A 14,793-nucleotide genomic window follows, 5' to 3' on the forward strand; every position below is an offset into this window, starting at 1 on the left:
GTCGGTGCGGCGATGACCGATTGTGAACGTCGTGCTCCGTCCTCGCCGTCCGTGCGTAGCAGGATGGGGCCCATGTCGACGACCAGCCGCTGGTGGCATCAGCCCTTTCGTACGCATCAGACGAACCTCCGCGAGATCGACGCGGGCCTCGACGTGGAGCAGGTACTCGACCACATCCAGGACATCGGGGCCGACACGTGGCTGCTCAACACCGCGGGCATCGTGTCGTTCTATCCGTCGCGGCTGGCGTTCCAGCATCCGAGCCCATGGCTGGCCGAGCGGTCCAGCGGCGACCTGATCGGCGACGCGGTCGAGGCCGCCCACGCCCGCGGGGTCCGGGTGCTGTCCCGCGTCGACTTCTCGAAGGTGCACGCCGACCTCGCCGAGCAGCATCCCGACTGGTGCTTCGTCAGCGCGACCGGTGAACGTCAGATCTACAACGGGCTCTGGAGCACGTGCCCGAGCGCTCCGTACTACCAGGAGCGGTCGGAGGAGATTCTCGGCGAGATCCTCGACACCTATCCGGTCGACGGCTTCTTCTTCAACTGGTTCAACTTCAGCCAGCGCGACTACACCGGCCGCAACCACGGGCCGTGTCACTGCGCGCACTGTCAACGGCGCTTTGACGAACGCTACGGCCGGCCGCTGCCGACCCGTGCCGACTGGGACGATCCGGCGTACGTCAAGTGGCTGGAGTACACCCGCGAGACGCTCGGCGACCTCGCCGGCCGGGTGCGGAAACTCATCACCGGCAAGAATCCCGACGCCGCGCTGATCCTCGCCCACGATCCCGACATCGCGTTCTACGAGGCCAACAACGCCGTCGACCGGCCGCAGCCGCTGTGGATCTACGGCACCGGTGAGTTCCTGCGGACCAGTCGGACGGCGGCGCCCGACAAGCCGGTGTGGGTCAACTCGGTGATGTTCATCGACATGCCGTACCGGTTCGTTCCCGAGCAGGAGGGGCACCTCGGGCTGTACTTCGCCCAGACGATCGCGCACGGCGGCAACCCGTCGGCCTACCTGGTCGGCACTCCTGACCGGCTGCCCGCGACGAGTTTCGACATCGTCCGCGACGTCTTCTGCTTCCACCGCGACAATGCGCGCTTCTACACCGATGTCCGATCCGCCGCCGAGGTGGGCGTGGTGTCGTCGGTACGCAGTGGAGAACGCTACGGCGGGCCGTCCGGCGTCGACAAGGTGCGCGGCGAGCTCCGGGGCGTCTACCGGGCGCTGGTCGAGTCCCACGTGCCCTTCGACATCGTGCCGGATCACCTGCTCGTCATGGACGCCCTCGACTCCACCCTGCGGCGTTACAAGGCGCTGGTCCTGCCGAACGTCGCGGTGCTCTCCGACGACCAGGCCAAGGTGCTGGACCGTTACGTCGAGACCGGCGGGGGGCTGGTGGCGACGTACGACACCGGGGGCTTCGACGCCGCCGGGGCCCTCCGTCCGGGAATCGCGCTGCGGAGCCTCGGTGCCGCCACCGTCATCGACCGGAGAGAAGCTCCGGGAGCGATGCGGTCGGCCTACCTGCGGGTGACGGATCCGGGCGACCTGCCGGGAGCGACCGAGGGCGACCTGGTGCTCCTGGACCGGGCCTACCTCTATGTCGAGCCGAGGCCGGATGCGGTGTGTTCGTTCGGCCTGGTGCCGCCGTCGCGCTACGGCCCGCCGGAGAAGTGCTACTGGGACGTCGAGACCGACCATCCAGGGCTGCTCTGGCACCGTCACGGCTCCGGGCGGACGGCCTACATTCCCTGGCCGATCGGTGGGCTCTACGACGACCTCGGCCGGCCCGAGCACCGCGACATCCTGGTGCACGCACTCGATGAGGTGGGTGGCGGCCGGCAGCTTTCGACGGACGCTCCTGCCCATGTCGAGATCGTCGTGAGTACGCAGGACGACCCGCACCGAACGCTGGTCCACCTCATCAACTACTCGGGCCAGCGGGGGCGGGCGTTCGGGCCGCCACTGCCGATCCACGACATCCAGGTCGAGCTTCCCGGCGTCGCCACCGTGGCGGCTGCGACCTCGCTCCGCCGGGGAATGCCGCTCGAGACGTCCAGGACGGCTGCTGGCGCGGTCACCTTCACGCTGCCCCACCTCGACCTGTTCGATCTCGTGGTGCTCGACCACGGATAGGGCGGCTGCCCCATCGGCGGAGCGCTGTCACAGATGCCTCCACCGTCTCGTCCTCTGCCTGAGAAGACCGGGCACCCGCGCCCGGTCGCAGGTTTTGGGAGGACTCGTCGGATGAACACGGCGCTCTGGATCGCTCAGATCCTCTTGGCAGCACTGTTCCTGGTCACCGGCATCGCGAAATCGACCATGTCGACCGAACGGCTGCTCGCCACCGGACAGACCGGAGCAGCGGCCTTTCCGTTGCCGGTCGTACGGCTGACGGCGATCTGTGAACTCATCGCCGTGGTCGGGCTGATCGTCCCGCGCCTCGTGGACATCGCGCCGTCACTCACCGGCTGGGCCGCGGTCGGCCTCGCCCTCGTCATGGTGGGCGCGATGATCTCGCACAGCAGGTTGGCGATCACGCAGGCCAACTCGGCGGAGTGGCGCAACGTCGCGGCGAACGTCGCGATCTGCGCGGTCTGCGTGTTCGTCGCGGCCGGCCGGCTCAGCTGACCTCGGTCCGGAGTCACCGCCACCAGGAGGAGCCTGGTCGGAGGAGTTCGCGCACCAGTGCGTCGTAGGTCCGAACGGAGCGGCGCACCTCCTCGAGGTCGACGTACTCATCCACGATGTGCATCGCCTCGACCGCCCCCGGACCCGTGACCACACAGGGAATCCCGGCCGCCCGGAAATGGGACATGTCGCAGCTCACGCCCAACCCGCCCACCTCCACCGCAAGGCCGGCGTCGACAAGGCCGCGTTGACAGCTCACGACGAACGGATGGCCGGTCGGCGTTTCGGACGGGCCGCCGGTGGTCGGCGCGAAGCCCACCACCTCGGCATTGACGGGTGCGTAGTCGGTGTTGAACTGCGTGAGGAGTTGCTCGATCTCCATGAGCGCGTCCTTCTCGGTCTCGCCGGGCACCAGTCGCCGATCGAAGGTGAGCCGACACCGTTCCGGCACCGAGTTGGACGCCTCGCCGCCTTCCACAAGGACCGGCGTCACCGTGGGCGCACCGACCAGCGAGTGGTCACGTCCGGAAAGGACACCCGCGTAGTCACCGATCAACTCGATCAGCGCGGCCGCGTGCACGATCGCGTTGGCACCCTGGTCCGGCGCCCCTGCGTGCGCGGCCCGTCCGGTGACCTCCACGACCGGGCAGACCGAACCCTGGTGGGCGGTGAACAGCCGGCCCCCTGTCGGTTCGCCGACGATCGCACCGTGCGCGTGGTGCTTTTCCAGCAGCCGTCGTACCCCCGTACTTCCGGCTTCCTCGTCGATGACGGCGGTGTAGACGAGCGTCCCGGAGAGTTGCCCCGCTTCGCCGCGGTCGCGCACGCAGAGAGCGGCGACTGCCATCGCGGCCACGCTGGCTTTGGCGTCGGCCGTGCCGCGTCCGTAGAGCCGGCCCTCCTTCTGTACCGGGGCGAACGGCGACATCGACCATCCCGGTCCGGCCGGGACCACGTCGAGATGGGAGTTCAACATCAGCGTGGGCGTCGCCGAGCCGAACTCCAACCGCGCAACAAGATTGGCGCGTCCCGGTTCGATCTCCTCGACCTCGACGTCGAATCCGTTGCGGCCCATGATCTCGGCCAGCAGCGCAGCGGCCTTGCCCTCGTTGCCCACCGGGTGTGCGGTGTCGATGGAGACGAGATCGGTCAGCAGGCGTACGACATCAGGGATGGTCTCGGCACTCATGTCGTTCTCACGAGGTCTCCGCCAATCCGGTCCTGACAGCCGCCCCCGTGATCTCCGCGGGCAACCGCCCGCATTGTCCAATGCGTACCCAGAGCGTCGGCTCGGCGAGCGCCGTTGCCCGCCGAGTTGGTCAACCGTGCCACAGATCCGTACGGAGCTGAAGCCCGGTCGCCTTGTTTCGTAGGGTTATCCGCAGCTGGCAGAGAACACACCGGACTGTGCGCTGTCGGCAAACCTCACCCGCTATGCGACACAATTCCTTTTGCGTGTGGTTATGGGCCCGACCTGATGAGGACGGGCCTGAGCAGTGTCGACCGCGACCACAGGCGAGTACCGCGCCGGAAGTATGCCGATCAGCCAACAAAACTGCCAGTTCCCGATTCAGGCCTGGAGGCAATAGTCGAGGCTGACCGCCTGCTGCGGGTCTCTGACCTGGTTCGGCTCGCTGCCGACCGGCGGATCGCGGTGGTCGACCGGCTCGGCGAAGCCAAGGCTGCGGGGTTCTCCGGCACGTCCGCATGGTTGCGCACCGGTGGCCGGATGAACGGCTCCGCAGCCGCGACCCACCGGCGGAACGGGCGCGAGTTCGGGCGGCTCTCCGCCACCGTCGACTCACTCGCTGCCGGGACGATCTCCTATTCGATGGCGACCGCGATCATCGCCGCCACTGAGGTCCTCACCGACGCCGTCACCGCCGAACTCCTCGTCCTCGTCAACGCCGAAACCCTCACCGACGACAGCGATGAGCACCAGGACAGCGGGTCAGGCGACACCGGTCAGGCGACACCGACACAGCAGACAAACCCGGCACAGGTGAAACTGACAGCGACAACGGACCCGTCGCCAGCGCCAGCGAAGCGGGCCGAGGCTACGGCTGGACCGGCAACGGTTGTCCCATCTGCGGACGCCGCACCAACCGCGAGGTACCCGGACTACTCCTGTCGACCGGCCACCCACTCCCGGCACCGCATATCCGCCGGCTGGCGAGCACCTCAAAACTCACCCGCATCGTGCTCAACGCACCCAGCCGGGTCCTCGACCTCGGCTCCACCGTCCGCCTCGTCCCACCCTGGATGCGCAAGGCCGTCCTCGCCACCTACGACACCTGCGCCTACGACACCTGCCCCATCCCCGCCACGTGGTGCGAAATGGACCACGTTCACCCCTGGGCGATCCACCACAGCACCAAACTCGACGACATCGCACCTGCCTGCGACCATCACAACCGCGACCGCGCCAAAAACCCCCACAGCTACAGGGCCCAACGCCGATCTGACGGCCGCTGGCACATCACGTCAGTCACCCAGCGATACCGCAGCTAGAAGTTGTCGAACGGAACGAACACCTCCCGCAGTGAGAAAGATCGCCCGGTGCCGCACGTGAAGCCGGCGCTCCCTAACGACCTCGGCGGCCCGCCACACCGGCCACCGAGGTGGCCGGCGCTCACGCGGGTTGATCGGCGAACCGGATGTACTTGCGCAGGATGATCGGCCACTCGGCGAACTTGTTCCGCCAGGCGGCGTTGCCCGGCACCCAGCCGCCATGCTCAAAGTCGACGACCGTGCCGTCGGCATCGTCAGTGAACGTGACGGTCAGCCGGCTGGGGTAGTCCGGATCCTGCGCCAGCCAGAAGTCCTGGGCGTAGACCCGCGGCGGATCCCACGCCGCAACCCGACCCCAGGATTGATCGGGATACCTGTCGAAGGTGAACACCACGGCACCACCGACCCGCGGCTCTAGCCGCACACCCGTGTACGCCTCGGGATGGGCGTTGTAACCCGGGCCCCACCACTCGCCCATCCGAAGGGTGAAGATCTCGAACGCAACCGGTGGCGAACAGGAGACGCGCAGCCGATGGCGCCAGGGTGCGGCGACGGTGTCGACCCGGGCCGGTTGGTCGACCGGCTGGTGGAAGACGAGCCGATTGTGGAACGGGTCGATGACTGCCAGCGTGAGACCCCGCTCTTCGGACTCGATCGCCGGGTTCAGCGGGTAGTCCTTGCTCTGCAGCTCGTCGTGCAGGGCCCGGACGTCCAGGGTCGTGAGGAGCACGCCGATGCCGGGACTCCCGTCGCCGTGGTGCTCACTCAGATGAAGCCGGACGTCACCGCGGGAGACCTGGGCGTACATCGGCTGGTGATCCTCGAAGCGATGTTCCCAGTCCCTCCCGAAGCCGAGGTAATCGCAGTAGAACGCGTACGCCTGATCAACGTCGAAAATGCGGATGATCGGCACCGCATCGACGGGATCGCCCGGCTTCGGCTTACGCCGGTCGGTCCGGGCGGCATCGGGCAGCGACCCGACGAGCGTGTTCCAGTCCCGGGCTCCGAGCTGCCGGGCGGTGAGTTCCAGGGCTGCGCTGTGACTGATCGTCGTGCCGTCGGCGGCAAGCGCGGTGCGCAGCCGCCTCGCCATCGCTTTGACATCGTCGGCAGCAAGGAGGTTGATCATCTCGAGTCCTCTCGCGGTACGCGATCAGGCGCCTGCGTTGCTGGTCGTCCGCAGAAGAGTTCGAGTGATCAGCGGTCCCATGCACGATGACGGGCATTCACCAAACCTCGGGATCGAGGCGCAGGCGGCCGGCTGCCCTGGCCAGTTGGCAGTCTAATCCCGCAGCCTGCGAAAACCGTGGTCGCCCGGCGACCTGTCCAGTGGACAGGTCAGTTCAGCTGGTCAGTTCAGCTGGTCAGGTCGCCGAGGGGAACTTGCGGATCGGCCAGGCGGGCGCGGTCGACAACGCTGCCCGAGCGGATGAGGGCCTGGATGTCGTCCTGCACGTCCCAGACGTTGACGTTCATCCCGGCCACGACCCGGCCACCCCGCAGCCAGAAGGCGACGAACTCCCGCGCCCTCGCGTCCCCGCGTACGACCACCTCGTCATAGCCATCAGGCCCGACGTCGCCGGCGTACTCCATCCCGAGGTCGTACTGGTCGGAGAAGAAGAACGGGATCGCGTCGTACACAGCGTCCGAGCCCAGCATGGACCTGGCGGCAGCGGGACCGCCGTCGTGCGCGTTGGCCCAGTGCTCTACCCGCAGCGTGCGTCCGAAGACCGGTGACTGCCACCGGACGACGTCACCGGCCGCGAAGATGTCGGGATCGGATGTCTGCAGCCGCGCATCGGTGACCACACCGTGGGCGACGTCGAGACCAGCGGACTCCGCCAGCTCGGTGTTGGGGGTGACGCCGACACCGACGACCACGACATCGGCGGGCACCTCCTCACCGTCGCCGGTGACGACAGCTGTCACCGTCGCGCCGCCAGGACCGTCACCGCGAAACGCGGTCACACTGTGGCCAAGGCGGAGGTCGACGCCGTTCTCACGATGCAGGTCGGCGAACACCTCACCCATCTCACGCCCCAGTGCCGCGAAGAGCGGAGTCGGCTGCGGCTCGATCACGGTCACGGCGGCACCCGCGGCACGGGCGGCAGCTGCCGTCTCGAGGCCGATCCAGCCGGCACCCACCACGACGACCCGGCGGTCGGCCGCGAACGCCGCACGCAACCGGTTCGAGTCAGCGAGGGTCCGCAGGTACAGGACACCGTCGAGGTCGCCGCCTGGAATCTTCGGCCGGCGTACGGAGGAACCGGTCGCCAGCAGCAGCTTGTCGTAGGACAACCTGGACCCGTCGGAAAGCTCCACCTCGTGCGCGTCCCGGTCGATCAGCAGCGCGCGGGCACCGAGCCGCAGCTCGATCCGCTGCTCGTCGTACCACCCCTGCTCGTGGAGATACACCGCGGACGGTTCGTCGTTGCCGAGCAGCACACCCTTGGACAGCGGCGGTCGTTCGTAGGGAAGTTCCGCCTCCTCGCCGACCAGCACGATCCGGCCGTCGAAACCTTCCGAACGCAGGGCCTCGGCGGCTCTCGCCCCGGCCACGCTGGCGCCGACGATGACGAACGTCTGAGAGGTGTTGTCTGCCATGCAGCCGAACCTACCGCGTCAGCTCGGCATGCAGTGCGACCGCGGAGGCGTCGGTGAGCGAGGCCACCTGGTCGATGATCACCCGCAGCCGGGCGGCATCGTCGGCGGCCGCGCTGAAGTCGTCCTGGAACGCGTGGTCGAGCCCGCGGGGCGCCTGCAGTCGGAGCGCCGCCACCAGTCCATGGACGATGTCGCGTTGTTCGGACAGGAGCGCCATCCGCTCACCTGAACGCATCACGTAGCGGGCCGCGATCCCTTTGAGGACGGCGATCTCGACCCTGGTCTCGTGCGGTACGACGAGGGAGGCGTGGTAGCGGGTCAGCGGCCCCGTGCCGAAGGCGGCATGGGTGGCACGTTCAGCGGCGACGCAGAACCGGCCGATCAGCTGGCTGGTCATGTCCTTGAGGACCGCGAGGGAGCGGCGCCGGCCGTCGTAGTCCCCATCCGGCCAGTAGCCGAACCGCCGGAGTCGGCCATAGGCGGCGTCCAGTTCGGCGTCGTCGCAGCCGGGGAGGTACCAGTCGCGGACGACGTTCCAGACGGTGCCGCGCTCGGCCGCGTCGGTGAGACGCGTCAGCGAGATTCGGCCGGAGACCACTCCGTCCTCGACGTCGTGGACGGAGTAGGCCACGTCATCGGCGAAGTCCATGACCTGCGCCTCCAGGCATCGTTGCTCGCCGGCGACCCCCTTCCGCAACCAGCTGAACACCTCGAGATCATCGGCGTACACGCCCCACTTGCCGCTGATCTCCGCCGGCCCTTCGCCGCGTGCCCAGGGGTACTTCGTGGCCGCGTCGAGGGTGGCTCTGGTCAAGTTGAGGCCGGCACTTCGCCCGGATCCCGCCCCTGCCTCGCCCGGTCCCCCAGCGAAACTCTTGGCCTCCAACCGGGTGAGCAGGCGAAGCGTCTGGGCGTTTCCCTCGAATCCGCCGATCTGGCTCGCCACCTCGTCGAGGGCGGCCTCGCCGTTGTGGCCGAACGGTGGATGTCCGAGGTCGTGGGCGAGGCTTGCCGTGTCAACGACGTCAGGGTCGCAGCCCAGTGCCTGCCCCAGCTCGCGCCCGACCTGGGCGACCTCGAGCGTGTGCGTGAGCCGGGTGCGTACGAAGTCATCCGTTCCGGGCCCGATGACCTGCGTCTTCGCGGCGAGACGGCGCAGCGCAGCGGAGTGCAGGACCCGGGCTCGGTCGCGGGCGAACGGGGTACGTCCGGCGCTCTTGGGCGGCTCGACGACCCAGCGCTCGATGTCGGCCGGGCCGTAGCCGAGGCTGCTTTCGGCGGTCGAACGTGCAGGTGGGGAAGGCATCGCCGCCGACCTTAGATGACGAGCTCGAAGGGAAGTCGCCTGACTCGCGAGTCACCTGAGGAATTAGTCAGCCGGTCGCCCGTGAGCTCACCGTGCCTCAAGCCGTTCCGGTCGAGGCGTCAGTCTCTGCGAGGACAGCCGCCCGCCCCGCCTCCAGCCGGGCGACAGGCACCCGGAACGGCGAGCAGGAGACGTAGTCCAGGCCGACCTGGTGGAAGAAGTGGACCGACACCGGGTCACCGCCGTGCTCACCGCACACGCCGATCTCGAGGTCGGCCCGTGTCGCCCGGCCCTCCGCGCTGGCCAGGCGCACCAACCGACCGACCCCCTCGACGTCGAGCGACTCGAACGGCGACACGCCGAAGATCCCCCGGTCGAGGTACGCCGGGAAGAACTCGCTCTCCACGTCGTCACGGGACAGGCCCCACACGGTCTGCGTGAGGTCGTTCGTACCGAAGGAGAAGAACTCCGCAGCCGAGGCGATCCGACCCGCCGTCAACGCCGCACGCGGGAGCTCGATCATCGTCCCGATCGGGATCGGCAGGGTGAGGCCCCAGCGTTCCAGGACCTCGTGGATCGCGCGGAGAGCTTCCTCGCGCATCAGCTCCAGCTCCTGCACGGCGCCGACCAGCGGGATCATGATCTCGACCCTGGGATCGCCGCCGGCCTGGGCACGGGCGGCGGCCGCCTCCGTCAAAGCCCGCACCTGCATCGCGTACAACCCGGGGACGACCAGGCCGAGGCGGACGCCACGCAGGCCCAGCATGGGGTTCTGTTCGTGCAACCTGCGGACCGCGGTGAGCATCCGGCGGTCGGAGCTGGCCGGGCCACCGGACCCACCTGGCTCTCCGCCGCGCGACTCCGCCATCGCCACCCGGACCGACAGCTCCGTCAGGTCGGGCAGGAACTCGTGCAGGGGCGGGTCGAGCAGGCGTACGGTCACCGGCAGTCCGTCCATGGCCTCCAGTACGCCCGCGAAGTCCTCCCGCTGCAGCGGCAGCAACGCCGCCAGCGCCTCCTCCCGTTCCTGGTCGGTCTCGGCCAGGATGAGCCGCTCGACATACCCGCGTCGCTCGCCGAGGAACATGTGCTCCGTACGACACAGGCCGATCCCGCCCGCACCCATCGAGCGGGCGCGGATCGCGTCGGGTGGCAGGTCGGCGTTCGCCCGCACGTCCAGGCGGCGCCGGGCGTCCGCGATGGTCATGATCCGGTGGACGGCTCGAACCAGGTCGTCGGCTTCGCCGCCGGCGGGGTCCAGCTCGCTCTCGAAGTACCGCATCACCGGCGAGTCGACGACAGGCACCTCGCCCAGGAAGACTTCTCCGGTCGTTCCGTCGAGCGAGATCACGTCGCCCTCGCGCACCTCGACGCCGCCGCGTGCGGTGAAGAACCGCCCCGACGTGTCGACCTCGAGCTGGTCCGCACCGCACACGCACGTCTTGCCCATGCCGCGTGCGACGACCGCAGCGTGCGAGGTCTTGCCGCCTCTGCTGGTGAGGATGCCGCGCGCCGCGATCATGCCGTCGAGGTCGTCCGGTGTCGTCTCGCGGCGGACGAGGATGACGTCCTCGCCGGCGCGCGCCCTCTCCACCGCCGTCGCCGTGGAGAACACCACCCGGCCGACGGCCGCACCTGGCGAGGCGTTCATCCCGCGGGCGATCCGGTGCCGTTCGGCACCGCCGTCGAAGCGCGGGAACATCAGCTGGGCCAGCTGCTCGCCGTCGACCCTGCGCAACGCCTCGTCGTCGTCGATCAGTCCCTCGTCGACGAGCTGGGTGGCGATCCGGAACGCCGCGCCCGCGGTCCGCTTGCCCACCCGGGTCTGGAGCATCCAGAGCTTGCTCCGTTCGATGGTGAACTCGATGTCGCACAGGTCACGGTAATGACCTTCGAGCGTCGACATGATGGCCAGCAGTTCGTCGTAGCAGCGGCGATCGATGTGGGCCAGCTCCGTCAGCGGCAGGGTGTTCCGGATACCGGCCACGACGTCCTCACCCTGCGCGTTGGGCAGATAGTCGCCGTAGATGCCGCGCGCGCCCGATGCCGGGTCACGGGTGAACGCCACACCGGTGCCCGAATCCCCGCCCAGGTTGCCGAACACCATCGCAACCACGTTGACCGCCGTGCCGAGGTCGGCCGGAATGCTTTCCTGCCGGCGATAGGTCACCGCGCGTGGCGCGTTCCAGCTGTCGAATACCGCTCGGACGGCGGCGTCGAGTTGGTCACGTGGATTCTGCGGGAATTCATGTCCGGTCTCGTCTTCGACAATGCGTTTGTACGCCGCCACCAGGTCTCTCAAGGCGTCGGTGTCCAGGTCGATGTCGTGGGCGGCCCTTCGTTCCGATTTCGCCTTGTCGAGTGCGGCATCGAATCGGGCGCCGTCAATACCGAGTACCGTCTTTCCGTACATCTGGAGGAGCCGGCGATAGGAGTCCCACGCGAAGCGTTCGTCATGAGCGCGTGCGGCCAAGCCGTGGACGGAATCGTCGGTGAGGCCGATGTTGAGAACCGTGTCCATCATGCCGGGCATGGAGAACTTCGCACCCGAGCGTACGGAGACCAGCAAGGGATCGCGCGGGTCGCCGAGAGTCCTGCCCAGCGTTCTTTCCACCGCATGAAGGTGTGCGGTCACCTCGTCGTGGAGTTCGAGCGGTTCTTTTCCGGTTTCGAGGTAGACGCGGCAGGCTTCGGTGGTGATCGTGAATCCAGGGGGTACCGGCAGACCGAGCCTGGTCATCTCGGCGAGGTTCGCGCCTTTCCCGCCGAGAAGGTCCTTCATGTCCTTGTTGCCGTGGGAAAAGTCATAGGTGTACATGACACGCAACCCCCTCTGCGCCGCGGCTGCGGGTGCACACAACGGCTCAGCAGCTACGACAGTAATGCCAGGAGAATGCGCTGCCGGATCTTTTCGACGAGCCAGTGCGGAAACAACCGGCGGCCCGAAAGGAGAAGGTCAGGCTTGGGTGGGAATCTCCGGTCGGGGCAGAATGCCGGTCGCCTGGCGCACCATCCGCAAGGTGGCCGTGGTCGCGAGGTCGCTCGCCGGCAGCGCGGGTACACCGTAGAGCCGCCGCGCCCACCCCGGCAGCGAGGAGAACGCGAGGACGTTGAGCGACGGAACGCCCAGTCGCAGGGGCGCCAGTTTCCACGGCAGCGGCGGATGGAAGCTGTGGACCAGGCCGCGCCGGGCTTCGGTACATGCGTACAACTTCGGGCGGATCTCGGCGAAGAAGTCCGCAAGAGCAGCGCGGGAGGCCGGCGCGTCCTCACCCGGTATTCCGATCACCTCGGCGGCACGGCGGCTCTCCGCCACGTAGGTGTCGGCGTCGGCGTCGGTGCGGAGTGCTCCGGATCGCCGCGCGATGTCGACGTAGGAGTCGATCTCCGCGCAGTGGACCCAGAGCAGGCCCCCGGGTTCGTCGAGTCGGAAGGTCTCACCGGTGTCGGGGTCGTAGCCGGTGAGGGCCGCGTGGATGGCGCGGACGCGGGCCGCCGCGCGTTCGACCTCGGCGGACGCGCCGTAGGTGCGGACCGTCACGAACTCGGCCGTACGCAGGAACCGCGCCCACGCGCGCTTGCGGTCGAAGAGCGCGGAGTTCTGGTAGGTCGCCCGCATCACCCGCGGATAGAGCGACTGCAGGTAGAGAGCCCGGAGTCCGGCGACCCAGAGGATGGGCTCGGTGTGCACCCGCCAGGTGACCGACCCCGGCCCGAAGAGTCCGGTGTCGGTGCGACGGGCGGTCCTTCCCACGGTGTCGACACTACCGCCGTCTGACCAACCGCCGTCGGGCCAACCGCCGTCCCGACCAACCGCCGTCCCGACCAACCGCCGTTGGATGAGGGCGCCCCTTGCGTGAGGGCGCCCTCATCCAACGGGAGCGATCGGTCCCGCTCCCCCACGTCACGGGCGTTCGGTCTCCCACGCCACGGTGTCGGCGATCACCTGCGCGGGATCAGCGTCGGCCGACCGCGCCCGAACGGCCGCGCTCGGTGGCCGGTCGGCCACCTGGTGCAGGCCAGGTTTGCCGTCCTCGATCGCGAACGACGCCCGCGTGAAGACCTCCGCCCCCGGCTCCTGGACGTACGGCAGGCAACGGAAGTCCGCGCGCATCTCCTCCGGCGTGATCGTCGTCCGCACGTAGCCGCGCAGGTTGTTGTAGAACCGCAGGTGCGGGTTGATCTGCAGGAACGGATGGTCGCCCGGGATCGAGTCCGCCCCGTTGCCGCCGGACGTGATCGAGCTGCACACGAGCTCGGAGCCGACCGGGGTCGAGGTCGGGTCGTCGTAGTCCAGCTTGAGGTCGCTCGCCCAGTGCGCGTGCACGTCGCCGGTGAGCACGACCGGGTTGCGGACGCCGGCGTCAACCCAGCCTTGCGTGATCCGCTGCCGCGAGGCGACGTAGCCGTCCCAGGCGTCCATGCTGGTGACCTTCGCCGGACCGTTGTTGTTGTCGCGTTGGGCGAAGAAGACCTGCTGACCGAGCACGTCCCAGCGTGCGCGCGACCGGTGGAACCCGTCGATCAGCCAGGCCTCCTGCTCCGCGCCGGTGATCGACCGCGACGGGTCGACCGCCGCGGGGCAGTCCTTGTAGCCGTCGCCGCAGCCCTGGTCGTCGCGGTACTGCCGGGTGTCGAGCAGGTGGAACGTCGCCAGCCGACCCCAGCTGATCCGCCGGTAGAGCTGCAGGTCGATCCCGCGCGGCACGGACGAGCGGCGCAGCGGCATGTTCTCGTAGTACGCCTGGAACGCCGCCGCTCGCCGGGCAAGGAAGTTCGGCTGCGGGATCTCCGGCTTCTCGTACACCTCGTCGGCCCAGTTGTTGTCCAGCTCGTGGTCGTCCCAGACGACGAGCCAGGGTGCGACCGCGTGTGCGTCCTGCAGGTCCGGGTCGGACTTGTACTGCGCATGCCGCTGCCGGTAGTTGGCCAGCGTCTCCGTCTCCGGGCCCTCGTGGTCGCGCGGGTTCCCGCCCGGTGCGACGTACACGCCGGCCTGGTATTCGTACTGGTAGTCCCCAAGGTGCAGTACGAGGTCGGGGCGATCCTCGGCAAGTCTCTTGTACGCCGTGAAGTACCCGTGCTCGTACTGCGAGCACGACACGAACGCCATCGCGAGCGACGACACCAGGCTGTCCGGCGACGGAGCGGTCAACGCCCGCCCGACACGGGACACGAAGCGACCCACCCGGAAGCGGTACCAGTACTCACGGCCGGGTTCCAGCCGTGTCACCTCCACATGCACGGCGTGCGCCGACGACGGGCGGGCGCTGACCGAACCCGACCGGACGACCCGACGGAACCGCTCGTCGGCCGCCACCTGCCACTGCACGTCGATCGCGGCGTCCGGCATGCCGCCGAGCCCGTCTTCGGCGACGGGGTTGACGGCGAGCCGGGTCCAGATGACGAATCCGTCCGGGCCCGGGTCACCCGACGCGACTCCCAGGGTGAACGGGTCCAGGGTGACGGCGGTCGGCCGCGCCGCGTTCGCCACCTGGGGCAACGCGAGAGAAGTTCCGGCGGCGAGTCCACCGATCAGCAGGATACGGCGACCCACGTCATGGGGCGTGTGGTCATGCTGGGGCCCATCGTGTTCGGGCACTGAGCACCTCCGCGAGATTGGCTCGGAGTGCTCAGCATCGGCGGGCAAGATCCCCAGCACATGGCGTGATCGTGAGGCGCCGGCGACGACCAGATGACCGGTTGGCTGCGGTGCGTCCACTTACGGACGT

Annotated in this window: 11 protein-coding genes; 3 read left to right on the top strand and 8 right to left on the bottom strand. The window is 68.6% G+C overall.

The genetic code is table 11. The features are described 5' to 3' along the window. Positions 1-72: 72 nt before the first annotated feature. Together ABN028_RS04455 and ABN028_RS04460 are read left to right on the top strand one after the other, a co-directional pair. A complete protein-coding gene (locus ABN028_RS04455) occupies positions 73-2,145 on the top strand; it encodes a beta-galactosidase trimerization domain-containing protein (RefSeq protein WP_349695715.1) in 2,073 nt (690 codons plus the stop codon). Between the two features lie 111 nt (positions 2,146-2,256). Further along, entirely contained in the window at positions 2,257-2,640 is a 384-nt protein-coding gene (locus tag ABN028_RS04460) for a DoxX family protein (RefSeq protein ID WP_349695716.1), read from the top strand. A gap of 13 nt (positions 2,641-2,653) precedes the next feature. Here the strand turns inward: ABN028_RS04460 and ABN028_RS04465 are convergent, their stop codons facing one another. After that, positions 2,654-3,829 carry a M20 family metallopeptidase gene (locus tag ABN028_RS04465; RefSeq protein WP_349695717.1) on the bottom strand — a complete coding sequence of 392 codons (1,176 nt, stop codon included), beginning with the start codon at positions 3,827-3,829 and terminating at the stop codon, positions 2,654-2,656. Between the two features lie 612 nt (positions 3,830-4,441). Continuing rightward, complete coding sequence (locus ABN028_RS04470) at positions 4,442-4,579, bottom strand: hypothetical protein (protein ID WP_349327682.1); 138 nt, start codon at positions 4,577-4,579, stop codon at positions 4,442-4,444. Between the two features lie 260 nt (positions 4,580-4,839). On the opposite strand from ABN028_RS04470, the gene ABN028_RS04475 reads away from it, so the two are divergent. Next, positions 4,840-5,151, top strand: coding sequence for an HNH endonuclease signature motif containing protein (locus ABN028_RS04475; protein ID WP_349695718.1), 312 nt, complete (start codon positions 4,840-4,842; stop codon positions 5,149-5,151). Positions 5,152-5,272: 121 nt separating this feature from the next. On the opposite strand, the gene ABN028_RS04480 is transcribed toward ABN028_RS04475, so the two are convergent. From ABN028_RS04480 to ABN028_RS04505, 6 genes are all read right to left on the bottom strand, one after another. Then, positions 5,273-6,280 carry a glyoxalase superfamily protein gene (locus tag ABN028_RS04480; protein ID WP_349695719.1) on the bottom strand — a complete coding sequence of 336 codons (1,008 nt, stop codon included), beginning with the start codon at positions 6,278-6,280 and terminating at the stop codon, positions 5,273-5,275. A 227-nt stretch (positions 6,281-6,507) separates the two neighbouring features. Further along, entirely contained in the window at positions 6,508-7,755 is a 1,248-nt protein-coding gene (locus tag ABN028_RS04485) for an NAD(P)/FAD-dependent oxidoreductase (RefSeq protein WP_349695720.1), read from the bottom strand. Between the two features lie 10 nt (positions 7,756-7,765). Continuing rightward, positions 7,766-9,061: a deoxyguanosinetriphosphate triphosphohydrolase gene (locus tag ABN028_RS04490; protein WP_349327678.1), complete on the bottom strand. Its 1,296-nt coding sequence runs from the start codon at positions 9,059-9,061 to the stop codon at positions 7,766-7,768. A gap of 97 nt (positions 9,062-9,158) precedes the next feature. Next, complete coding sequence (gene ppdK / locus ABN028_RS04495) at positions 9,159-11,879, bottom strand: pyruvate, phosphate dikinase (RefSeq protein WP_502877568.1); 2,721 nt, start codon at positions 11,877-11,879, stop codon at positions 9,159-9,161. Between the two features lie 138 nt (positions 11,880-12,017). After that, entirely contained in the window at positions 12,018-12,815 is a 798-nt protein-coding gene (locus tag ABN028_RS04500; protein ID WP_349695721.1) for an oxygenase MpaB family protein, read from the bottom strand. A 150-nt stretch (positions 12,816-12,965) separates the two neighbouring features. Continuing rightward, positions 12,966-14,618, bottom strand: coding sequence for an alkaline phosphatase D family protein (locus tag ABN028_RS04505; RefSeq protein ID WP_349695722.1), 1,653 nt, complete (start codon positions 14,616-14,618; stop codon positions 12,966-12,968). Positions 14,619-14,793 lie beyond the last annotated feature (175 nt).

The organism is Actinopolymorpha sp. B17G11, from assembly GCF_040196095.1.
In the GTDB taxonomy this organism is placed as follows: domain Bacteria; phylum Actinomycetota; class Actinomycetes; order Propionibacteriales; family Actinopolymorphaceae; genus Thermasporomyces.